General features: G+C 52.8%; 22 protein-coding genes. 2 read left to right on the plus strand and 20 right to left on the minus strand.

What is annotated here, in order from left to right; translation table 11 throughout:
* Nucleotides 1–68 precede the first annotated feature (68 nt).
* A complete protein-coding gene (gene bhsA / locus GA0061071_RS16480; RefSeq protein WP_061494887.1) occupies nt 69–326 on the minus strand; it encodes a multiple stress resistance protein BhsA in 258 nt (85 codons plus the stop codon).
* A gap of 243 nt (nt 327–569) precedes the next feature.
* Between bhsA and GA0061071_RS16485 the strand changes: the two genes are divergently transcribed.
* The gene (locus tag GA0061071_RS16485) at nt 570–1,205 is read left to right on the plus strand and encodes a TetR/AcrR family transcriptional regulator (RefSeq protein ID WP_088236517.1); all 636 of its coding nucleotides are present in this window, start codon (nt 570–572) and stop codon (nt 1,203–1,205) included.
* A gap of 529 nt (nt 1,206–1,734) precedes the next feature.
* On the opposite strand, the gene GA0061071_RS16490 is transcribed toward GA0061071_RS16485, so the two are convergent.
* The 8 genes from GA0061071_RS16490 to hinT form a co-directional block, all read right to left on the minus strand.
* The gene (locus GA0061071_RS16490) at nt 1,735–2,274 is read right to left on the minus strand and encodes a glycine zipper 2TM domain-containing protein (protein WP_061494884.1); all 540 of its coding nucleotides are present in this window, start codon (nt 2,272–2,274) and stop codon (nt 1,735–1,737) included.
* A 200-nt stretch (nt 2,275–2,474) separates the two neighbouring features.
* Nucleotides 2,475–3,779 (minus strand): NAD(P)/FAD-dependent oxidoreductase, encoded by a 1,305-nt coding sequence (locus tag GA0061071_RS16495; RefSeq protein WP_061494882.1) that lies wholly within the window; start codon nt 3,777–3,779, stop codon nt 2,475–2,477.
* 269 nt (nt 3,780–4,048) lie between these two features.
* Nucleotides 4,049–4,591 (minus strand): alpha/beta hydrolase YcfP, encoded by a 543-nt coding sequence (gene ycfP, locus GA0061071_RS16500; protein WP_061494880.1) that lies wholly within the window; start codon nt 4,589–4,591, stop codon nt 4,049–4,051.
* Between the two features lie 36 nt (nt 4,592–4,627).
* Nucleotides 4,628–5,653, minus strand: a complete 1,026-nt coding sequence (gene nagZ, locus GA0061071_RS16505) for a beta-N-acetylhexosaminidase (RefSeq protein WP_061499971.1) — start codon at nt 5,651–5,653, stop codon at nt 4,628–4,630.
* Nucleotides 5,654–5,664: 11 nt separating this feature from the next.
* Nucleotides 5,665–6,480: a thiamine kinase gene (gene thiK, locus GA0061071_RS16510; protein WP_061494878.1), complete on the minus strand. Its 816-nt coding sequence runs from the start codon at nt 6,478–6,480 to the stop codon at nt 5,665–5,667.
* Nucleotides 6,461–7,120: a penicillin-binding protein activator LpoB gene (lpoB, locus tag GA0061071_RS16515; protein ID WP_088236518.1), complete on the minus strand. Its 660-nt coding sequence runs from the start codon at nt 7,118–7,120 to the stop codon at nt 6,461–6,463. Before lpoB ends, thiK begins: the two co-directional genes overlap by 20 nt.
* 10 nt (nt 7,121–7,130) lie before the next feature.
* The gene (locus tag GA0061071_RS16520; protein WP_088236519.1) at nt 7,131–7,505 is read right to left on the minus strand and encodes a YcfL family putative periplasmic lipoprotein; all 375 of its coding nucleotides are present in this window, start codon (nt 7,503–7,505) and stop codon (nt 7,131–7,133) included.
* A gap of 1 nt (nt 7,506) precedes the next feature.
* Nucleotides 7,507–7,866 carry a purine nucleoside phosphoramidase gene (gene hinT, locus GA0061071_RS16525; RefSeq protein WP_061494873.1) on the minus strand — a complete coding sequence of 120 codons (360 nt, stop codon included), beginning with the start codon at nt 7,864–7,866 and terminating at the stop codon, nt 7,507–7,509.
* Between the two features lie 340 nt (nt 7,867–8,206).
* On the opposite strand from hinT, the gene fhuE reads away from it, so the two are divergent.
* Nucleotides 8,207–10,414, plus strand: coding sequence for a ferric-rhodotorulic acid/ferric-coprogen receptor FhuE (gene fhuE, locus GA0061071_RS16530; RefSeq protein WP_088236520.1), 2,208 nt, complete (start codon nt 8,207–8,209; stop codon nt 10,412–10,414).
* Nucleotides 10,415–10,527: 113 nt separating this feature from the next.
* Here fhuE and ptsG read toward each other — a convergent pair whose 3' ends face one another.
* The 11 genes from ptsG to GA0061071_RS16585 form a co-directional block, all read right to left on the minus strand.
* A complete protein-coding gene (ptsG, locus tag GA0061071_RS16535) occupies nt 10,528–11,961 on the minus strand; it encodes a PTS glucose transporter subunit IIBC (RefSeq protein ID WP_061494870.1) in 1,434 nt (477 codons plus the stop codon).
* 298 nt (nt 11,962–12,259) lie between these two features.
* On the minus strand, nt 12,260–13,054 hold the full coding sequence (locus tag GA0061071_RS16540; protein ID WP_061494869.1) for a metal-dependent hydrolase: 795 nt from the start codon (nt 13,052–13,054) through the stop codon (nt 12,260–12,262).
* A gap of 10 nt (nt 13,055–13,064) precedes the next feature.
* Nucleotides 13,065–14,069: a DNA polymerase III subunit delta' gene (gene holB, locus GA0061071_RS16545; protein WP_088236521.1), complete on the minus strand. Its 1,005-nt coding sequence runs from the start codon at nt 14,067–14,069 to the stop codon at nt 13,065–13,067.
* Nucleotides 14,066–14,707 (minus strand): dTMP kinase, encoded by a 642-nt coding sequence (gene tmk, locus GA0061071_RS16550; protein ID WP_088236522.1) that lies wholly within the window; start codon nt 14,705–14,707, stop codon nt 14,066–14,068. The genes holB and tmk overlap by 4 nt, the downstream gene beginning before the upstream one ends.
* A complete protein-coding gene (gene yceG / locus GA0061071_RS16555) occupies nt 14,697–15,719 on the minus strand; it encodes a cell division protein YceG (protein WP_061494866.1) in 1,023 nt (340 codons plus the stop codon). The genes tmk and yceG overlap by 11 nt, the downstream gene beginning before the upstream one ends.
* Nucleotides 15,716–16,531 (minus strand): aminodeoxychorismate lyase, encoded by an 816-nt coding sequence (pabC, locus tag GA0061071_RS16560; protein WP_088236523.1) that lies wholly within the window; start codon nt 16,529–16,531, stop codon nt 15,716–15,718. The genes yceG and pabC overlap by 4 nt, the downstream gene beginning before the upstream one ends.
* 111 nt (nt 16,532–16,642) lie before the next feature.
* Nucleotides 16,643–17,884: a beta-ketoacyl-ACP synthase II gene (fabF, locus tag GA0061071_RS16565; RefSeq protein ID WP_061494864.1), complete on the minus strand. Its 1,242-nt coding sequence runs from the start codon at nt 17,882–17,884 to the stop codon at nt 16,643–16,645.
* A gap of 89 nt (nt 17,885–17,973) precedes the next feature.
* The gene (acpP, locus tag GA0061071_RS16570; RefSeq protein WP_000103754.1) at nt 17,974–18,210 is read right to left on the minus strand and encodes an acyl carrier protein; all 237 of its coding nucleotides are present in this window, start codon (nt 18,208–18,210) and stop codon (nt 17,974–17,976) included.
* 154 nt (nt 18,211–18,364) lie between these two features.
* On the minus strand, nt 18,365–19,099 hold the full coding sequence (gene fabG, locus GA0061071_RS16575) for a 3-oxoacyl-ACP reductase FabG (protein ID WP_061494863.1): 735 nt from the start codon (nt 19,097–19,099) through the stop codon (nt 18,365–18,367).
* Nucleotides 19,100–19,111: 12 nt separating this feature from the next.
* Entirely contained in the window at nt 19,112–20,041 is a 930-nt protein-coding gene (gene fabD / locus GA0061071_RS16580; RefSeq protein ID WP_061494862.1) for an ACP S-malonyltransferase, read from the minus strand.
* 16 nt (nt 20,042–20,057) lie between these two features.
* Nucleotides 20,058–21,011 (minus strand): beta-ketoacyl-ACP synthase III, encoded by a 954-nt coding sequence (locus GA0061071_RS16585; protein ID WP_088236524.1) that lies wholly within the window; start codon nt 21,009–21,011, stop codon nt 20,058–20,060.

Genomic DNA, 21,011 nt, shown 5'->3' on the forward strand with positions numbered 1-21,011 from the left:
TACGCGAAAAGGCCCTGCTTATGCAGGGCCTTTTTTTGGCAGTGGCAAAGGTCTGTGAGGGTAAGACCTTATTTGTAGAGAACCGCAGTACCATGCAGTTTATCGGAACCGGTCACAGAGGTGATGCGGTAGGATTTCGCCCCCATCTGCTCTGCTTTCTGGGCCAGTTTATCTTCAACAGAAGAGAGGTTTGTGCTGGCAGTGACGCCAACAGTGGCAACTTCCTGCTGACCCGCAGGGGCGGATTGGACTTCAACCGCAGCCATGCTGGCAAAAGAGAGTGAGCTGAGTACTGCGGCGGCAAAAAGCGCTTTTACGTTTGTCATGATTGTTTACCTGTATGCAGATGATAGATGTCGTCAACGAATATGTTAACGATCGATAGGGAAATGTTAGTTGTGATCTATGTCACACGTCAACACATTTTTGTAATGATCGTTAGTTAAAATATTAATTTCTTAAAATTCATAAACATAGGATTTATTAATTTGTGCTGTTTTGCTGCTGGTCAGGCTGACATATTGTTTTTATAATGTCTGTTCAACAAACCAACACAGGTAAGCGGCACTATGTCGACTGAGATCACCAGTTGCAGCAAAAAAAGCCGTGGCCGACCGAAAGTGTTCGACAGGGAAGCGGCGCTCGACAAAGCCATGACGCTGTTCTGGCAGCATGGCTACGAAGCCACATCATTATCCGACCTCGTAGAAGCAACCGGGGCGAAAGCACCGACGCTTTATGCCGAGTTCACCAATAAAGAAGGGTTGTTCCGCGCGGTGCTGGATCGGTATATTGCGCGTTTCGCCACGCAACACGAAGCATCGTTGCACTGCGAGGAAAAACCTATTGAGCAGGCACTACTGGACTATTTCACCGCCGTGGCGAAATGTTTCACCAGTACGGATACGCCAGCTGGCTGTTTTATGATCAATACTTCCGCGACGTTAGCGGCCTCTTCACAGGCAATTGCGAAGACCATCAAGTCGCGCCACGCACAGCAGGAAGAAACGCTACTCAAGTTCCTGATACAGCGCCAGCAGCGAGGAGAGATCCCCGCAGGCACAGATCCGCAGGCGCTGGCGCAGTTTCTCGGTTGTATATTGCAGGGCATGTCAATTAGCGCGCGCGAAGGCGCAAGTTGTGAGAAATTGCTGCAAATCACCAAAACTACGCTGCGATTGTGGCCCGATCTGATCAAACCCTGAGTTGTTCACACCCGGCGGCGAGTAGCTTGCCGGGTGACTATCCCAATAGCTAATACCTATCTTAACAATAGGTAAAAACTTTCAGCGTTTTTCCCCGCTTTGCTAAGATTAATTGTGATTATTGCTGTGCTAATGATTAGTACGAGTGATGTATAAATTATAAGTGTCATGAAGACGCGCTAAGCTATGACTTTCCCTTACTCTCGCTCTACCTGTTGTACTGAATTATACCGTTGATATAGGGCATTTCACTGTACTTAACACATGCATAAGGAAAATGAACATGATTTTGCTATTACCATTCATTAAAGTGTTAATAGTAATAACATTGTTATGTGGTCTGTGGGTGGTGTGTGGTGGTTCGGTACTGTTTGCGTTTATTTCTGTTTTAATCACCGGCCTGCTGGTAATTCGCCAACACGACTTTATTTGATGGTTAAAAAGCCTTGCATCGCTGCAAGGCTTTTTACATGAAAAAAGGCTCCTCAGCCTGAGCAATTGAGGAGCCAACATGCAGAGTACTTCTGTTTTACGCTTTGTTATTCAAAATAAGCTGACCATTGTTATCCAGCGGAATTTGCGTTCCCGGATCTTTATCCATGCGAATTTTTCCTTGCTGGTCGCCAATCTTGTACGTCACGTCGTAACCGATCATTTTCTCGGATTTGTCATAGACGGTTTTACAGCGTTGCTGGGTCGTGGTGTAGGTGTCCCTTTCCTGCATCCCGCCCTGGATTTGGTTACCGGCGTAGCCGCCACCCAGCGCGCCGACGACGGTAGCAACATCTCTGCCCCGGCCGCCACCAAACTGGTGACCCAACACCCCACCAGCCACTGCGCCCAGAACAGAACCGGTAATGCGGTTCTCATCCTGTACTGGCCGGCGGTGTGTCATGGTGACGTTGCGACACTCCTCACGGGGCGTTTTAATGCTCTCTTTGATTGGCGTGGCGGAAACCACCTGCGCATACTGGGGACCACGGTCAAATACATTCAGACTGGCAACCGCGGCAACGCCCAGTGCAGCGGCCACGCCAATCCCGATACCCGCTAACATTGATTTATTCACAGGATTATCTCCCTCGTTTGCTATTAGCAACAATTTTGCAACTTCGGCAGTCGTTAAGCCAATCGGAAAGAGAGGAAAAAATGGGATATATAGGGGAGAAATCAGGATATTCAGAGTTGTCTGAACGCTATAGTGGCCACAGGCAGACGGAAATACTGCTCCCTGCGCGAGTAGCCAGGGAGCAGGAGCAGGAAGGTGTATTAGTGCAGTTTCAACCGTGGGCGAATCACCCGATTAATACTGCCTACCAACATCATCAGGCCTGTTTTGAAATAACCGTGCAGTGCAATCTGGTGCATACGATACAAGGAAATATATACGAAGCGGGCAATACGGCCTTCAATCATCATTGAACCGCGCATCAGGTTCCCCATCAGGCTACCCACGGTCGAGAAGTTCGACAGCGAAACCAGTGAGCCGTGATCCTTATACACATAAGATTTCAGCGGCTTGCCTTTGATCTGCGCCAGAATGTTATGCAGGGCGAGGCTGGCCATCTGGTGCGCCGCCTGTGCGCGCGGCGGAACAAAACCACCTTCAGGACGGGCGCAGGAGGCGCAGTCGCCGATGGCATAAATGTCCGCATCACGTGTGGTTTGCAGCGTTGGTTCAACCACTAATTGATTGATACGGTTGGTCTCCAGACCACCAATCTCTTTCATAAAGTCAGGCGCTTTGATGCCCGCCGCCCACACCATCAGATCGGCGTTGATGTATTCGCCATCTTTGGTATGCAAACCGCCTTCATCAGCGCTGGTAACCATGGTCTGCGTCAGTACACGCACGCCCATTTTGGTCAGCTCGCTATGTGCAGCCCCGGAAATACGCGGCGGCAACGCAGGCAAAATGCGCTCTCCCGCTTCAACCAGCGTCACGTTCAGCGCTTCATTGGACAGACCTTTGTAACCGTAGCTGTGCAGCTGTTTTACTGCGTTATGCAGTTCCGCAGAGAGTTCAACCCCTGTCGCACCGCCGCCAACAATCGCAATATTCACTTTGCCATTGGCACCAAGGTTAGCGGAGTATTTCAGGAACAGGTTCAGCATCTCCTGGTGGAAACGGCGCGCCTGATGCGGGTTATCGAGGAAAATGCAGTGTTCTTTTACACCCGGCGTGTTGAAATCATTGGAGGTGCTGCCCAGTGCCATGATCAGCGTGTCATAGGCCAGTTTTCGCTCCGGCACCAGCAACTCGCCTTTTTCATCACGCAGCTCCGCAAGCGTCAGGGTTTTACTCTCACGGTTAATGTCCACCACGGAACCCAGTTGGAACTGGAAATGATGGTTACGTGCGTGCGCCAGGTAGCTCAGCGCATCAACGCCTTCATCGAGTGAACCTGTTGCGACTTCATGCAGCAACGGTTTCCATAAATGGCTGTGGTTACGATCCACCAGCGTAATTTTGGCTTTTTTACCGCGGCCGAGTTTTTTCCCCAACTGCGTTGCCAGCTCCAGACCGCCAGCACCACCACCCACAATTACAATCTTTTTCAATGGTGTAGTCAAAGTGACCCCCTAAAATATTAACCAATTGTTAACTAAAAGTTATACAAATAGCTTTTAGTTAACAAAGGGTTACGCGCTTGCAACTCAACATTGACGATGAGAATACCACGTAAGGTTCAATGGTCATACCAAAATTGATATGCATCAAGTTTTGATGCCTAAAAGATGAACAAGTGTAGTTGCATTACCCAGGAATGCGGGCATCGTTTGCCGGACGCGGAAGGGAAGAAGCGCATAATACCGGCAGGCGATAACCTGCCGGTGGAAGATCAACCGAGGGTTTTAAACGCTTTGATGCGCTGAAGGTGTGGAGAGATGTTCTTGAATTTGTGAGATTGTTCTTCATCCCAGACAATCTCGTAGTAGTGGTGCAGCTCATCCGACGTGCGCTGGTTGTCCAGCGCCTCATCGTTACGCGACAAAATCACCAGGCAGCGATCACGATTTTTTTCACGGAAATTAGACACACACTTCGTAGCAATGTCCCGATACTCTTCCGGGCGATCGATTTTTCCCTCCATGTTCTCATAGGGGAACAGATTAGGGTTGAGGATCACCTGACGAATATCACACAGAAAGCCAATGCGCTCCGCCCAGTATCCACCCAGCCCTACGCCGCAAATCAGCGGACGCTCATCGACATTCAACTGCAACATCTTATCCACTTCTTTCAACAAGTGTTGCATATCGTGTTTCGGGTGCCGCGTGCTGTAGCTAATCAGACGCACATCCGGATCGATAAACTGTAGCTGCAACACCTTTTCATGGTTGCCGGGACTGTTTGAGTCAAAACCGTGTAAATAGATAATCATGGTATCCTCACCACTTCGACATCGCGTCCGCAGGTGTTAATGAGCCGCTTTCTGCTCCTGCCAGCGCTCGTGTAACCGCTCCAGCTCCTGACTGACAGCTTTCCAGCGCGCCGTGCTCATCAACTCCTGACGAGAATATGAACCTTTATGATACAATTGTGTAACACGCTCTGCATTGATCGGCGACAGGTTATCTAACACACTCACTGCGCCTTTACGATTATTGCAGACCAGGATCATATCGCAACCGGCGTCCAGCGACGCCTGCCCACGCTCTGCATAACTGCCCATAATCGCAGCGCCTTCCATCGACAAATCGTCAGAGAAAATCACGCCGTCAAACCCCAATTCAGCACGCAATACGGTTTTCAGCCAGTAGGGCGAACCGCTGGCCGGGCGTGGATCGATATCCGTATAAATCACATGCGCAGGCATGATGGCATCAAGTTTGTTTTGCTCAATAAGCTGGCGGAATACCGACATATCTTTGGCGCGGATCTCCGCTTGCGGGCGCGGATCACGCGGGGTCTCTTTATGAGAATCTGCCGTCACGGCACCATGCCCGGGGAAGTGTTTGCCGGTAGTTTTCATACCTGCACTGTGCATACCGTCGATAAACTGCGTTGCCATCGCCAGCGCCTTTACCGGATCGTCGTGGTAAGAACGCTCACCAATTGCCGCACTGATATGCCCAACATCCAGCACCGGGGCGAAACTGATGTCGATATCCATCGCAATCATTTCGCTGGCCATCAACCAGCCCGCATCCTGCGCCAGACGGCCGCCCTCTTCCAACCCATGCACTGCGGCAAAAGACTGGGCGGCAGGCAGCCGGGTAAAGCCTTCGCGGAAACGCTGTACGCGACCGCCTTCCTGGTCGACGGCCACCACAAGACGATGGCGCGACGCGCTACGGATCTGGCGCACCAATTCACGTAATTGCGCCGGATCGTGATAATTGCGGGTAAAGAGGATCAAGCCACCTACCAGCGGATGCGCCAGAATTTCGCGCTCTTCCGCATCCAGTTCATACCCTTCCACATCCAACATGACCGGCCCCACACTCACCTCTCTTATCCTTCAGTCTGTAGCTGACGCCATACTTCATTCGCCAGCGTAATAAATTGTTGTTCACCCGTTTGCTGCCAACGGCACTCATACCAGCCGGCCATCAGCATCAAAACCCAGGGTCGCCAGCGTCTTACCTGTCGCCATAACTGAGCCGGTGCGATAGACGAACACCGTGCGTAGTCCTCCACCAGCGCTCGCCGCTGTGCGTCGTTGTCCATCCACACGGCGGCCAGTTCGAGAGCGATATCACCGTCTCCCGCATACTCCCAGTCGATCAGCCTTACGCTATGCGGGCCATGCACCAGATTGCCCACGTGTACATCCATATGTAACGGTGCCAACCGCAGCGGCACCGGTTCGCCTTGTTGACGGAGCCGTTTTAATCGCCGCAGCCAAAACGGGGTTCGCCGGTCTGGCGCGCAACGTTGCCAGTATCCTTCGAGCAGCGGAAGCAGCGTGATCCGCCAGCCAAAACAGGCCTGACGGTGCAAATCATAGAGCAATGCCGCCAGTTCGTTGCTCGGGGGCAACACCGTTTTTGTTTCACCGGGCAGATAATCAATCGCCATCCACTCGCCAGTGCAGAGATGGGCGCGTGGCGCAATCGTCGGCGGTAAATGTTTAAACACCCGGTATTGTCGCCGGAAAGGTGAAGATGCGCTCTGATGACGCTGGCGCAACACCCGCGTGTGCAGGCCATCGCTGATAAGACAACTCCCGCCGCTAAGTCCGGTATTCTGACTGGCGACGGGAGCATATTGCGGAAAATAGCGTGACAGGATGTCGTCACGCGTTGGTTTATTGTTGCTGAACCGCACCTTTACCCGACCAGATAATCTCGCCGGTCTGCACCAGCATCAATTGCATTTGCAGACCCGGTGCATTGGCATTTCCGGTCGCGTTGGAATACAGCACATATTGCGCGCCGACATTGCGGGCAATGCCAATCGCTTTGCTACGCGTCCCCAGACTGTCCTGCGGTGAAAGCCCCAGTTGTTGCTTCGCCACGGCCAGTTGTTGTGCGGTAATCAATGTAAATTTGCCGTTATTAGCCAGCGCATTACGCACCGCCTCGGTGGCTTCACCGGTATTGATGGCGCCATTAGTGCGGTTATTTACGCTATCCACGAGCAGCACGCTTCCCGCTATTGCACCGCTCGCAGGCAACATTTTGCCCACCATCGGTTGCACCGCGCCATTCCAGTCATAGTGACGTTCACGCGGCGTTGGCTGCGCAGTCTGATCCTGATGCTCAATCGGGCCTGGCTGCTGCTGCGGCAGTGTCGGGACAGAAGGCACCGTCGGTACCGGTTGTTGCGGCTGCGGCTGCGTGGGTTGCTGCTCCCCTCCCCCGGCCTGATCGACAGGTGCGGGTTGTTGCTCACCGCGAATGATACAACCCGACAACAACATGGCGAAAGTTGTCAGTAGTGCGTAGCGTCCAAGTGTTTTAATCAAGAGTCACCCCTTACAGGTAGAGATAAAGTCTGACATTACGCGCCCCCAAATAGTTGGCGCTCCCGTAGAGCGTCACACCGGAATTCGCCGGAATGGTCACGCTACGCGGGGCTTCCAGGGGATGCATTTCCAGACCTCTGGCGTCATACCAGTAAAAACGATAATGCACAGTAACGGGTTGTTGCCTCTCATTAAATAACCGTGAAAACGCGGAGGGCTGGAGTTCTTCAGTACTTAACGTTGGCGGCTGCGCGGTAATGCCTGCCGCCAGTATACTGGACTCCATCACCAGCGTTTGATTGTTGGCAACCGGGATCGCCGGGCGCGAACTGCACCCCGCCAGCGTCAACGCCGCCAGTAATAAGGCAACACGCCCTGTGGTCATGTTACAGGCCTTTATGAGCCAGCATCGGCCCAAGCGCCCGTCCGCCAAGCAGGTGCATATGAATATGATAAACCTCCTGCCCGCCATGACGATTACAATTCATGATCAAACGATAACCGTCTTCGTCAATACCTTCATCACGGGCGATTTTCGCCGCCACCGTCAGCATACGCCCAAGCGTCTGTTCATGCGCTTCGGTCACGTCGTTAACGGTAGGGATGAGGATATTCGGCACAATGAGCACATGCGTGGGTGCTTGCGGGGAAATGTCACGAAAAGCGGTGACCAGCTCATCCTGATACACAATGTCTGACGGAATTTCGCGGCGGATAATTTTACTGAAAATGGTTTCTTCGGCCATGACGTTTTCCTTTTTTGAGCGCGGGGAGATGCCCGCAGCCGTCGTCAATTACTTGCCCTAGAGTATGATCGAGTTTCTCTTGTCGTTTCAACCAAAACGCTGTTTTTCTTTCCTCTTTCAGGCACCGCTGGCGCAGGAATAGACAACCTTTCCATCTCGCGACGGTGAAACAGCATTTCAGTAATAAATCTTACATCTGTTTACATCCATTTGATGAATGCGTATATTTCGCATTTGCATTTTCATGCGCAATTAATGCCAGGCCAATTAAAAATGTACGCCTGCCGCGACAACGTATCGCCGCCGGGCACTCCCTCTAACACACCAGTAAGGTTTATTCATGTCTTTCACTCATCACGCCAGGAAAGCCGCGCATCCGTTAGCCGCCACACCGTCTCTGCTTGCCACGTACATTGCGCTGGCGTTGGCACCTTCTGCTGCCCTTGCGACTGATAAAACATCTGAAGATACCGTGGTTGTAGACAGCGCAGCGCTAAGCACCTCCGACAGTCAGGATCAGGACTACAGTGTTAAAACCACGACAACCGGCACCAAACTGTTGCTGGTGCCACGCGATATTCCGCAATCTGTGAGCGTGGTTAGCCAGCAGCGCATGCAAGATCAGCAGCTGAACACGATTGAACAGGTTCTGGACAATACCATTGGCGTAAGCGCCTCGCGTATCGACTCGCACCGGACAAACTTCTTCGCACGCGGTTTTTTCATCAGTAACTTTGCTTATGAAGATATGCCGACCTTCCTGGATAACCGCTGGAACTTTGGCGATACCGCTGGCGATACAGCCATTTACGACAAAATTGAAGTGGTACGCGGTGCCGCAGGTCTGATGAGTGGCACGGGTAACCCGTCAGCCTACGTCAATATGGTGCGTAAGCATGCGGACAGTAAAGAGTTCAAAGGCGACGCAACTGCAACGTACGGAAGCTGGGATAATCAACGCTACGTCCTCGACTTACAGGCACCATTAACAGAGTCCGGTAATGTGCGAGGCCGCATGATCACCGGCTACCAGGATAAAGATTCGTGGATTGAGCGTAACCATTACCGCAAAAAATTCCTCACCGGTGTTGTAGATGCAGACCTCACTGATTCCACCACTCTGTCTGTCGGGTATGACTATCAGGAAAGCCAGGAAGACAGCCCGACCTGGGGCGGTTTCCCGTCGATGTACAGCGATGGTAGCCGTACGCACTTTCGCCGTGGCTTCAACACAGCGGCTGACTGGGCTTACTCCAACATGGACTCCACAAAAATTTTCGCCAATCTGACGCAGCGTTTTGATAACGGCTGGGAAGCGAAAGTTAACGCCATGCATGCGGAAACCAATTTTGACAGCAAATTGATGTATATCGATGGCTATCCGGATAAAAACACCGGTCTCTACGATGCCTCACAATGGCAAGGTGCCTGGGGCGGCTGGAACCGTGGTGAGCGTAAACAGGACTCTGTGGATGCATTCGTGCGCGGCGGCTACGATCTCCTCGGTCGTCAACATGAAGTGATGTTTGGCGGTAGCTACAGTCGTCAGCGTAACAACTATGACAACGCTTATCCGGTGAATGATAATTCCGGTCTGATGGACGTTGGCAGTATCAATCGTTACAGCGGCAATACGCTTGCTGACCCCACCTGGTCAGACTGGGCGCTCTATCAGCGGGATGTGATCCGCCAGAAATCCGTTTATGCAGCAACCCGTATTTCGCTGGCGGATCCCCTGCACCTTATTCTGGGTGCGCGTTACACCGAGTGGAGCGCAAAATACAACCTGGAACGTAAACCGGATGAAATCCGCAACAGCAAGTCCGATGATGTAACGCCGTATGCGGGGCTGGTTTATGACATCGATGACACCTGGTCTGTGTACGGCAGTTATACCTCTATCTTTGAGCCTTCAAGCCAGCGCGATATCAACAGCGAGTTCCTCGACCCGACGACAGGTAAAAGCTACGAAGCCGGGGTGAAAGGCGACTGGTTTAACACGCGCCTGACGGCAACGTTTGCCCTATTCCGCACCGAGCAGGATCACGTTGCTGTTTCGACGGGCGAGTACATCCCGAACTCTGGTGGCCAGACGGCGTATAAATCCGTGAACGGCACCGTCAGCAAAGGGGTTGAATTTGAACTGAATGGCGCACTGACCGACAACCTGCAACTGACTTTCGGTGCCAGCCGCTTTATGGCGGAAGATGGTGACGGTGTTGCGGTTAACCCGGAACAAGCGCGTACGACGATGAAGTTGTTTACCCGCTACCAATTACCGATGCTGCCAGAACTTGCTTTTGGTGGTGGTGCCCGCTGGCAAAACAAAAGCTGGCAGGATATTAAAGGCCCGAATGGCGATACCCGTATCACCCAGAGCGGCTACACCGTGGTTGACCTGTTTACCCGTTATCAGGCCACTAAAAATTTCGCGATTCAGGCCAACCTGAACAATGTGTTCGATAAAGCGTATTACGATTATCTGGGCACTTATGGGGTTTATGGCGCGCCGCGTAACTTCTCTATCAGCGCCAACTACCGTTTCTGATAAGCGTGCTAAAGGCTAAGGGAGCCTGATGGCTCCCTTTTTTATACTCTCGCATCATTACACCCCATAAAAAAGGGAGCCATCAGGCTCCCTCAGTCTCCCCAGACTATGGCTTAGTTGTTACGGATGTATTCATCCATCTCGGTTTTCAGGTTATCGGATTTCGTACCGAAAATAGCCTGCACACCGGAACCCGCCACAACCACACCCGCAGCGCCCAGTTTCTTCAGGCCAGCCTGATCCACTTTCGCTACGTCAGCAACGCTGACACGCAGACGCGTGATGCACGCATCCAGGTTGGTGATGTTTTCTTTACCGCCAAACGCCGTAACCAGAGCCGGAGCCATTTCGCTGGTTGCACCAGCTTTACTCTCTTCAGTGGTTTCTTCACGGCCAGGGGTTTTCAGATCCAACGCTTTAATCAGCACACGGAACAGGGTGTAGTAAACAATCGCATAACCCGCGCCGATAACCGGGAACAGCCACAGTTTGCTGCTGTTGCCGCTCAGTACGATGAAGTCAATCAGACCGTGAGAGAACGATGTACCGTCACGCATACCCAGCAGGATACAGATCGGGAATGCCAGACCAGCCAGAATCGCGTGGATGACGTACAGGATCGGCGCAACGAACATGAAGGAGAACTCGATCGGCTCGGTGATACCGGTCAGGAACGAGGTCAGCGCTGCGGAGATCATGATACCGCCCACTTTCGCGCGGTTTTCCGGTTTAGCAGAGTGCCAGATAGCAATAGCGGCAGCCGGCAGACCGTACATTTTGAACAGGAAGCCGCCAGACAGTTTGCCTGCAGTCGGGTCGCCTGCCATGTAACGCGGGATATCGCCGTGGAAAACCTGACCTGCTGCGTTGGTGAATTCGCCAATCTGCATCTGGAAAGGTACGTTCCAGATATGGTGCAGACCGAACGGTACCAGGCAACGTTCAATAAAGCCGTAGATACCGAACGCAACAACCGGGTTCTGGTAAGCAGCCCACTGAGAGAACGTCTGAATAGCGGTACCGATCGGCGGCCAAATAAAGGACAGGATCACACCGGTGAAAATCGCAGCCAGACCAGAAATGATCGGCACGAAACGCTTACCGGCGAAGAAGCCCAGGTACTCAGGCAGCTTGATACGGTAGAAACGGTTGAACATGTACGCTGCGATCGCACCGGAGATGATCCCTCCGAGAACACCGGTATCAGCCAGGTGTTTTGCGGCGATTTCTTCAGCAGGTAAATGCAGAACCAGCGGCGCAACAACAGCCATGGTCTTCACCATGATGCCGTAAGCAACAACCGAAGCCAGAGCTGAAACACCGTCGTTATTGGTGAAGCCCAATGCAACACCGATAGCGAAGATCAGCGGCATGTTGGCAAAAACGGAACCGCCCGCTTCGGCCATAACATGGGAAACCACTGCTGGCAGCCAGCTGAAGTTTGCAGAACCGACGCCCAGCAGGATACCTGCGATAGGCAGTACGGATACTGGCAGCATCAGCGATTTACCGACCTTCTGCAGGTTAGCAAATGCATTCTTAAACATAATTGAGAGTGCTCCTGAGTATTAGTGCTTTTTTTACGCTTTTGCGCATTGGCGCGGGGGGAGAGCCGCGCCGTGGGAAGGGCATCTAAGCGCCCCTTATTTATTACACAGAGTAAAATAAATCGATTTGGCTTTGTTTGATGGCTATCACGTTTCAGCCAGCGCGCGCTGCAAAACTCACGTTAATTTACAAAAGCCGCATGCCTTCGAATGAAAATAGCCCCTCACCGCCTTTTTTATGGCGGTGAACTTTACTCTGATCGTTTATTAATTACGAGCCCTAAAATAAGCTGAAATTTCAGGCGGATTGCAGACGGGAGGGATCGATATGGAACAGACTGGCAAAGTTTTGCGTGGTTTGCCGGGCCAGTTCCTCAACGGAAACGCCCTTCAATACCGCCATATATTCAGCAACATCTCGCGTCATGGCTGGCTGATTTTCCTTACCACGGTGGGGCACTGGCGCGAGATACGGTGAGTCCGTCTCGACCAGCAGTCGATCCAACGGAACATAGCGTGCAGCGTCACGAAGCTGTTCAGCGTTGCGGAACGTCACAATACCGGAGAACGAGATATAAAAGCCCATATCCAACAATTTGCCAGCCGTGTCGCGATCTTCCGTAAAACAGTGCAGAACGCCGCCACACTCAGTTACCTTCTCTTCCTGCAGAATAGCCAGCGTATCGGCGCGGGCATCGCGGGTGTGCACAATAACCGGTTTGTTCAGCTCACGGCCAATGCGGATATGGTTACGGAAAGAGATCTGCTGTTGCGGTTTAGTTTCAGGCGTATAGAAATAATCGAGGCCGGTTTCCCCCATCGCTACCACACCGGGTTCGGCTGCTAGCTGGCGTAAGGTCTCGACCTCATAACTTTCGTCCTGATTGAGCGGGTGCACGCCACAGGAGAACACCACGTTGTCACGCTCCCCTACCAATTCTCGCATCGTGCGGTATCCCGGTAGCGTGGTGGCAACAGCAAGGCAAAATTTCACATCACGCGCGGCGGCTTTCGCCAGCACGTCATCCACGTCTTTGTGCAAAGCGTGATAATCAAGACCATCAAGATGGCAGTGCGAGTCGACTAAAAACATAATGTCTCTCTTAAAGATGGGATACAGGAAGCACCGCACCTGGTTGCAGGTAGCGTTCCAGATTTAACAACAGATCGGTCAGCAAAAGTTCGCGGTTCACACCGGACACATTCAGCAATTGCTCCCGGCAGGTAAACAGCGCATGTAAGAGCGCGTGCAACGTGTCGCCGCGCATCTGGCGAGCAAGAGCGTGCACCAACACAGAGGCGTCCACATTACTGAGCAGGGTCGCGCCTTGCTGAACTTTCAGCGCATCCAGAAACAGCGATGACATCCATTGCAGACGCTCAGCAACCCGTTCATGGTTCAACGCCGGTAACACAGCGAGCCAGTCACCACTTTGCAGCGCTGTATCGACAGCCTGGCACAGCGTCAGCCGTTGCGACCAGCATTCTTCCTGCAATAATGCTTCCGCAGCGCCTGGTGACCCGGCACTCAGGCGAAGCGCGGTCAGTAGCGTCTCCGACGATGCCGTCACTTCCCGGCCAAGCCATGCGCTGGCATAGTTTTCTGCAGGAGGCGCAAGGTGATGCAAACGACAGCGGCTGCGCAAAGTCGCTAATAATCGTGCGGGTTCACGGCAGGCAAGGAAAAACCATGTCTGCGCTGGCGGCTCTTCGAGGGTTTTGAGTAACGCATTAGCGGCTGCATCCGTCAGCAGAGCGGCATCCTGAATCCATACTACTTTTGCGCCGCCCAGCCGCGCGTGTTCATACAATTTTTCGCTGACTTCGCGTACCGCATCAATCCCTAATGCAGTTTTGCCTTTTTCCGGCGTCAGCGTGTAATAGTCCGGATGCGTGCCTGCCTGCATAAGCTGACACCCCCGGCAATGACCACAGCTTTTGTGCCCTTGTGGCGTCTGGCATAACAAAAAACGGCTGATCGCATAGATCAAGGCGTCTTCCCCCATGCCAGGCAATGCATGGATCAGTAATGCGTGGTGCCCACGTCCGGCCTGATAACTGGCTACCAGTTGTTCAAAGTCCGGCCGCAGCCACGGATACCATCTCATGCGCCCTGCTCCTGGACCCATGCCATAATGGTCTGACGAATATTTTGCATAACATCCTCCAGCGGCTGGGTCGCATCAATGGTGCGAATGGTGTCATCCTGCGCCGCCAGTTCAAGGTAACGGGCTCGCGTCCGGTTAAAGAACTCCAGCGACTCCTGTTCAATGCGATCCAGCTCGCCACGCGCACGCGCGCGTTTTAGTCCGACTTCTGGCGTCACATCAAGATAGAGGGTTAAGTCCGGACGGAAATCCCCCAGCACCGCATCACGTAAGGTGGCGAGCATCGCCTGATCAATGCCGCGACCACCGCCCTGATAAGCCTGGGTGGAAAGGTCGTGACGATCGCCAATAACCCACTGACCTTGCGCCAGTGCCGGTTTGATCACCGTTTCAACTAACTGTACACGGGCAGCATAAAACATCAGCACTTCAGCTTTGTCGCAAATGACCTCGTCACCTACAGAGCGAATATCCAGCACCAGGCTGCGCAGTTTTTCCGCCAACAGCGTCCCACCAGGCTCACGCGTGAATACCATTTCATTCACGCCAGATTCTTTAAGCGTGCTCACAATGACATCACGTGCCGAGGTTTTACCGGCGCCTTCAAGCCCTTCAATGACAATGTATTTACTGCCCATTTTTTTCCTTAAGTACTTTCAGGTATTCCTGCACTGACCGGTTATGGCTGGCGAGATTGGTGTTAAACGTGTGCCCGCCTTTGCCGTCGGCCACAAAATAGAGATACGGCGTCTTCGCGGGATGCGCCGCCGCTTTCAACGACGCTTCTGCCGGAATGGCAATTGGCCCCGGCGGCATGCCGCTTATTACATAGGTATTATATTCCGTCGGTGTATCCAAATCGGCGCGCGACAGCTTACCATTATAACGCGCGCCCATCCCGTAGATCACCGTCGGATCGGTCTGTAGCTTCATGCCAACGCGTAACCGGTTAATAAATACCGATGCGACCTGATCGCGCTCACTGGCCACAGCAGTCTCTTTTTCAATAATTGAGGCCATGGTAACCAGCTGGTTCTGGTCTTTGTAGGGCAGCCCTTCCATTCGCCCCTCCCAGATCTGCTCAACAGCCCGCACCATCTTTTGATGCGCGCGCTTTAGTAATGCCACGTCGGTGGTGTTGGCGGTGTACATCCAGGTATCAGGCCAGAACCAGCCTTCCACCCACTCCGGATGTTCCAACTTCAGAGCCTGCGCTACTGTAGCGTAATCATCATCTTTCAGTGTGTGTTTGATCCACGGTGCGTCACGCAACTGCTTAAGATAGTCACTCAACCGCATACCTTCGACCAGACGCAGCGGGAACTGCGCTTCTTTACCGCTTGCCAGCAACTGCAACATTTCACGAACGGTCATACCTGGCGTAAAACGATAGGTCCCGGCTTTAAAGTGCGAGAGATCCGGTTCCAACTTAAGCAACCACTGGAATACCCGCGGACGGTTGATCACCTTCTCGTTGTACAACTGTTCACCCAAGGCAAGACGCCCCGTTCCGGCCGGTAGGGAAAAAATGTGTTCTTCCTTGATCAGGATCGTGCTGTCAGCCAATTGGCGAACCTTCCACACACCTGCTCCCGCTGCGATAACCATCGCCGCCAGCAGGAGAAGAACAAAACGTAACATTTTCTTCATGACTGATTTATCTGCTCACACAGGGGGGATAAAAAGTGATACAAATCACGCGCGGTCCAGTGGAGATCACCCCACTGCCGAACCGGGACTACCGGCATCAGCGCGTTGCAAATAAACACTTCATCTGCTTGCTGCAACACATCCTGCCGCGCATTCACTTCGACAACGTTAAAACCTGAAGATGCCAGTTGCCGCATACAATATTGGCGCATAATGCCATCAACGCCGGCCTGATCCAGGCGGGGAGTAAAAACATCCCTGCCCCGACGCCAACAAAGATTGGCCGCACAACACTCAGTGAGCCAGCCATCGCTGTCCAGTACCAGCGCTTCATCAGCCTCAGTCTGTTCCAGGTGAGCGCGGATCAGTACTTGCTCCAGCCTGTTAAGATGTTTAATGCCTGCCAGCAGAGGGTTTCGCCCAAGACGAACCGGACTGAGCACCAGCGTCACGCCATCCTGCCGCCAGCGCTCGTAATGCGCCGGTTTAGCGGAAACAGAAAGGATACGCGTAGGAGTAATACAGTTTGCCGTACTATAACCTCGACCGCCTGCGCCGCGGCTGATGATGACTTTTACGACACCATCGACTTTTTCCTTCGCCAGCGTGCTCATCTCCCGCTCCAGCACTGGCCAGTCGGCGAACGGAATAAATAAACGCTCACATGCTTGCCGTAAGCGTTGCAGATGTGCAGCCAGAAACTGGATCTGCCCGTCAATAATGCGCGCAGTGGTAAAACAACCGTCGCCAAATTGTGTTGCCCGGTCAGTGGCGGCAAGCGTTTGCTGCTCAATGCCATTAATCAAGAACATAGAGGCTCCTTATGCGTGGCCGGACAGTTTGGCAGGATGAAAAGCAGAGAACAAGCGGAGAAAACCGAATAGAAAAGGCCCGACAAGCGGGCCTTAATATGGCTCAGATAATCAGACTTTTTTGAAGATCAGCGAACCATTAGTACCGCCGAAGCCAAAGGAGTTACACAGAGTGTACTCCATGCCGCTGACCTGACGCGCTTCGTGTGGCACGAAGTCCAGATCGCAACCTTCATCCGGGTTATCCAGGTTGATGGTTGGCGGAACGGCCTGATCGCGAAGCGCGAGAATTGAGTAGATAGACTCAACAGCGCCTGCAGCACCTAACAGGTGACCGGTCATGGATTTGGTGGAGCTTACCATCACGCGTTTTGCTGCGTCGCCAAATACCGATTTCACCGCCTGCGCCTCAGCTTTATCACCCGCCGGAGTGGAGGTACCGTGTGCGTTCACATAGCCAATCTGACCCGGCTCAATGCCAGCATCACGCAATGCATTGACCATCGCCAGTGCCGCGCCCGCACCGTTTTCCGGTGGAGAAGTCATGTGGTAGGCATCACTGCTCATGCCAAACCCGATGATTTCTGCATAAATTTTCGCGCCGCGTTTTTTCGCGTGCTCGTACTCTTCAAGCATAATGATACCGGCGCCATCGCCCAGTACAAAACCATCACGGTCTTTGTCCCACGGACGGCTTGCCGCCTGCGGGTTGTCATTACGGTTGGAGAGTGCGCGCGCTGCGCCGAATCCGCCAACGCCCAGCGGGGTACTGGCTTTCTCTGCACCACCTGCGAGCATCGCATCAGCATCGCCATAAGCAATGATACGCGCCGCATGACCGATGTTATGCACGCCGGATGTACACGCCGTTGCAATTGAAATGCTCGGACCACGCAGGCCGAACATGATAGTCAGATGACCTGCCACCATGTTCACAATCGTCGACGGAACGAAGAACGGGCTGATTTTACGCGGTCCACCGTTGACTAGAGAGCTGTGGTTTTCTTCAATCAGGCCGAGACCGCCAATGCCGGAGCCAATCGCTGCGCCAATACGGGATGCGTTCTCTTCGGTGACTTCAAGGCCAGAATCATGCATGGCCTGTACGCCAGCCACAATTCCATATTGAATGAAATCATCCATCTTGCGCTGTTCTTTGCGCGAGATGATGTCTTCACAGTTAAAATCCTTTACTAAGCCAGCAAATTTGGTTGCATAGGCGCTAGTATCGAAATGGTCGATCAGGCTGATGCCACTCTGACCGGCAAGGAGAGCTTTCCATGTAGACTCTACGGTATTGCCGACAGGAGACAACATGCCCAGTCCGGTCACAACTACACGACGCTTAGACACGTTTGTCCTCCAGGGAGGGATAAATAAAGAGATTCGTGGGATTATTAGATAAAACTCAGGCGGTCGAGTGACCGCCTGGAGATGTTCACTTACGCCTGGTGACCGTTGATGTAATCAATGGCAGCCTGAACGGTGGTGATTTTCTCAGCTTCTTCGTCCGGAATCTCAGTATCAAACTCTTCTTCCAGAGCCATTACCAGCTCAACGGTGTCAAGAGAATCAGCGCCCAGGTCTTCAACGAAGGAAGCATTGTTGGTAACTTCTTCCTGCTTAACGCCCAGCTGTTCGCCGATAATTTTCTTAACGCGTTCTTCGATAGTGCTCATACTCTTAAATTTCCTATCAAAACTCGCTTTCGCGATGGTTTTCGTAGTGTATAAAATGTTGAAAAATTTGCAACTAAATCCCGGCAGTTCTTACCACGATTTTACGCTATTCTGAGGCTTTTCCCCCTAATAACGCAAATAAATTTCATCGTGGTTAAACCATATACATTCCGCCGTTGACGTGCAGGGTTTCACCAGTGATGTAACCTGCCTCGTCAGAGGCTAAAAATGCAACCGCGCTGGCGATTTCCTGAGCGCCGCCAAGACGGCCCGCAGGAACCTGCGCCAGGATACCCGCACGCTGATCATCAGACAGCGCACGCGTCATGTCCGTTTCAATAAAGCCCGGAGCAACAACGTTCACCGTAATACCGCGGGACGCAACTTCACGCGCCAGCGATTTACTGAAACCGATAAGACCCGCTTTAGCCGCAGCATAGTTGGCCTGACCAGCATTTCCCATGGTACCGACCACAGAACCGATAGTGATAATACGCCCATGACGCTTTTTCATCATAGCGCGCATTACCGCTTTTGACAGACGGAAAACAGATGAAAGATTGGTATCGAGGATATCGTTCCACTCGTCATCTTTCATGCGCATCAGCAGGTTATCACGGGTGATACCGGCATTATTAACCAGAATATCAACCTCGCCAAACTCCGCGCGGATATTTTCCAGAACGGATTCGATAGATGCTGCATCGGTCACATTCAACAGCAGACCTTTACCGTTCGCACCTAAATAATCGCTGATCGCCTTAGCACCATTTTCGCTGGTCGCAGTACCGATAACTTTTGCGCCACGCGCAACAAGCGTCTCAGCAATTGCACGGCCAATACCGCGGCTTGCACCGGTAACCAGCGCGACTTTTCCTTCAAAACTCATGGTTTTCCTCTTTTATTGCGCAAGTGCCTCAGACATCGCGTTCGGCTCATTGAGGGCCGATGCAGTCAGGGTGTCAACAATACGTTTAGTCAGACCAGTGAGGACTTTACCCGGGCCAACCTCATACAGGTGCTCAATGCCCTGCGCCGCCATAAACTCAACGCTCTTCGTCCACTGAACTGGGCTATAAAGCTGACGCACCAGCGCGTCACGAATCGCTTCCGGCGTTGTTTCGCACTTCACATCCACATTATTCACAACCGCGATCTGCGGTGCATTAAACGTAATGCTGTTCAGCTCAGCGGCCAGTTTTTCTGCGGCAGGTTTCATCAACGCACAGTGAGACGGTACGCTGACCGGTAACGGCAGAGCACGTTTCGCGCCAGCGGCTTTACAGGCTGCGCCAGCGCGTTCAACCGCTTCTTTATTCCCTGCAATGACGACCTGCCCCGGTGAGTTATAGTTCACCGGCGACACCACCTGACCTTCGGCAGACTCTTCACAGGCTTTGGCAATCGACGCATCATCGAGACCGATAATTGCCGACATGGCGCCTGTTCCTTCCGGGACAGCTTCCTGCATAAATTTACCACGCAGCTCAACCAGACGTACCGCGTCAGCGAAAGCCAGCACGCCTGCGCACACCAGCGCAGAATATTCACCGAGACTGTGCCCCGCCATCAACGCAGGCGCTTTACCGCCCTGCTGCTGCCATACGCGCCACAGCGCGACGGAAGCCGTCAACAGCGCTGGTTGCGTCTGCCAGGTTTTATTCAGTTCTTCCGCTGGGCCTTGTTGTACCAGCGCCCAGAGATCATAGCCCAGCACCGCAGAAGCTTCAGCAAACGTCTGTTCAACCACCGGGTAAGTTGCAGCCATATCAGCCAGCATACCAACCGTTTGGGAACCCTGCCCGGGGAACACAAATGCAAATTGCGTCATGTTTTTATCCTTATACTCAGAAACGAACCAGCGCGGAGCCCCAGGTAAACCCACCACCGAACGCTTCGAGCAGGATCAACTGACCCGGTTTAATGCGCCCGTCGCGTACCGCTTCATCAAGCGCGCTGGGAACGGAAGCCGCAGAAGTGTTGCCGTGACGATCTAACGTCACAACAACATTGTCCATCGACATACCCAGTTTTTTCGCTGTCGCGCTGATAATTCGCAGGTTAGCCTGATGTGGCACCAGCCAGTCAAGCTCGCTGCGCTCCAGATTATTGGCCGCCAATGTTTCATCAACAATACGCGCCAGTTCAGTGACCGCCACTTTAAAGACTTCATTACCCGCCATTGTCAGGTAAGTGGAGTTTTCCGGCGTCACGCGATCCAGATTCGGTAACGTCAGCAGTTCACCATAGCTACCATCCGCGTGAAGATGTGTAGAGATGATACCCGGCTCTTCAGATGCACCAAGTACAACAGCGCCAGCACCGTCGCCAAACAGAATAATCGTCCCGCGATCTTCCGGATCCAACGTCCGCGCCAACACATCAGAACCAATCACCAGTGCATGTTTCACCGCGCCGGTTTTAACATATTGATCGGCGATGCTCAGCGCATAGGTAAAACCAGCGCAGGCTGCAGCAACATCAAACGCCGGACAGCCTTTGATCTCCAGCATATTCTGAATCTGGCAAGCCGCGCTCGGAAATGCATGCGTCGCGGATGTCGTCGCAACAATGATCAAACCAATCTGATCTTTATCGATGCCGGCCATTTCCAGCGCGCGTTTAGCGGCCTCAAAGCCCATGGTCGAAACAGTTTCGTTTGCAGCGGCGATGCGGCGCTCACGGATCCCTGTACGGCTGACAATCCATTCGTCAGACGTTTCGACCATTTTTTCCAGATCGGCGTTTGTTCGAACCTGCTCGGGCAGAAAGCTGCCGGTACCAATAATCTTCGTATACAT

The sequence above is a fragment of the Kosakonia oryzendophytica genome, from assembly GCF_900094925.1.
GTDB classification, from domain to species: Bacteria; Pseudomonadota; Gammaproteobacteria; order Enterobacterales; family Enterobacteriaceae; genus Kosakonia; species Kosakonia oryzendophytica.

Excerpts from the sequence above, each read along its gene's own strand:
- bhsA (WP_061494887.1), bottom strand. The coding sequence starts at position 326 with ATGACAAACGTAAAAGCGCTTTTTGCCGCCGCAGTACTCAGCTCACTC.
- GA0061071_RS16485 (WP_088236517.1), top strand. The coding sequence starts at position 570 with ATGTCGACTGAGATCACCAGTTGCAGCAAAAAAAGCCGTGGCCGACCG.
- ycfP (WP_061494880.1), bottom strand. The coding sequence starts at position 4,591 with ATGATTATCTATTTACACGGTTTTGACTCAAACAGTCCCGGCAACCAT.
- GA0061071_RS16520 (WP_088236519.1), bottom strand. The coding sequence starts at position 7,505 with ATGACCACAGGGCGTGTTGCCTTATTACTGGCGGCGTTGACGCTGGCG.
- hinT (WP_061494873.1), bottom strand. The coding sequence starts at position 7,866 with ATGGCCGAAGAAACCATTTTCAGTAAAATTATCCGCCGCGAAATTCCG.
- fhuE (WP_088236520.1), top strand. The coding sequence starts at position 8,207 with ATGTCTTTCACTCATCACGCCAGGAAAGCCGCGCATCCGTTAGCCGCC.
- ptsG (WP_061494870.1), bottom strand. The coding sequence starts at position 11,961 with ATGTTTAAGAATGCATTTGCTAACCTGCAGAAGGTCGGTAAATCGCTG.
- GA0061071_RS16540 (WP_061494869.1), bottom strand. The coding sequence starts at position 13,054 with ATGTTTTTAGTCGACTCGCACTGCCATCTTGATGGTCTTGATTATCAC.
- holB (WP_088236521.1), bottom strand. The coding sequence starts at position 14,069 with ATGAGATGGTATCCGTGGCTGCGGCCGGACTTTGAACAACTGGTAGCC.
- tmk (WP_088236522.1), bottom strand. The coding sequence starts at position 14,707 with ATGGGCAGTAAATACATTGTCATTGAAGGGCTTGAAGGCGCCGGTAAA.
- yceG (WP_061494866.1), bottom strand. The coding sequence starts at position 15,719 with ATGAAGAAAATGTTACGTTTTGTTCTTCTCCTGCTGGCGGCGATGGTT.
- pabC (WP_088236523.1), bottom strand. The coding sequence starts at position 16,531 with ATGTTCTTGATTAATGGCATTGAGCAGCAAACGCTTGCCGCCACTGAC.
- acpP (WP_000103754.1), bottom strand. The coding sequence starts at position 18,210 with ATGAGCACTATCGAAGAACGCGTTAAGAAAATTATCGGCGAACAGCTG.
- fabG (WP_061494863.1), bottom strand. The coding sequence starts at position 19,099 with ATGAGTTTTGAAGGAAAAGTCGCGCTGGTTACCGGTGCAAGCCGCGGT.
- fabD (WP_061494862.1), bottom strand. The coding sequence starts at position 20,041 with ATGACGCAATTTGCATTTGTGTTCCCCGGGCAGGGTTCCCAAACGGTT.
- GA0061071_RS16585 (WP_088236524.1), bottom strand. The coding sequence starts at position 21,011 with ATGTATACGAAGATTATTGGTACCGGCAGCTTTCTGCCCGAGCAGGTT.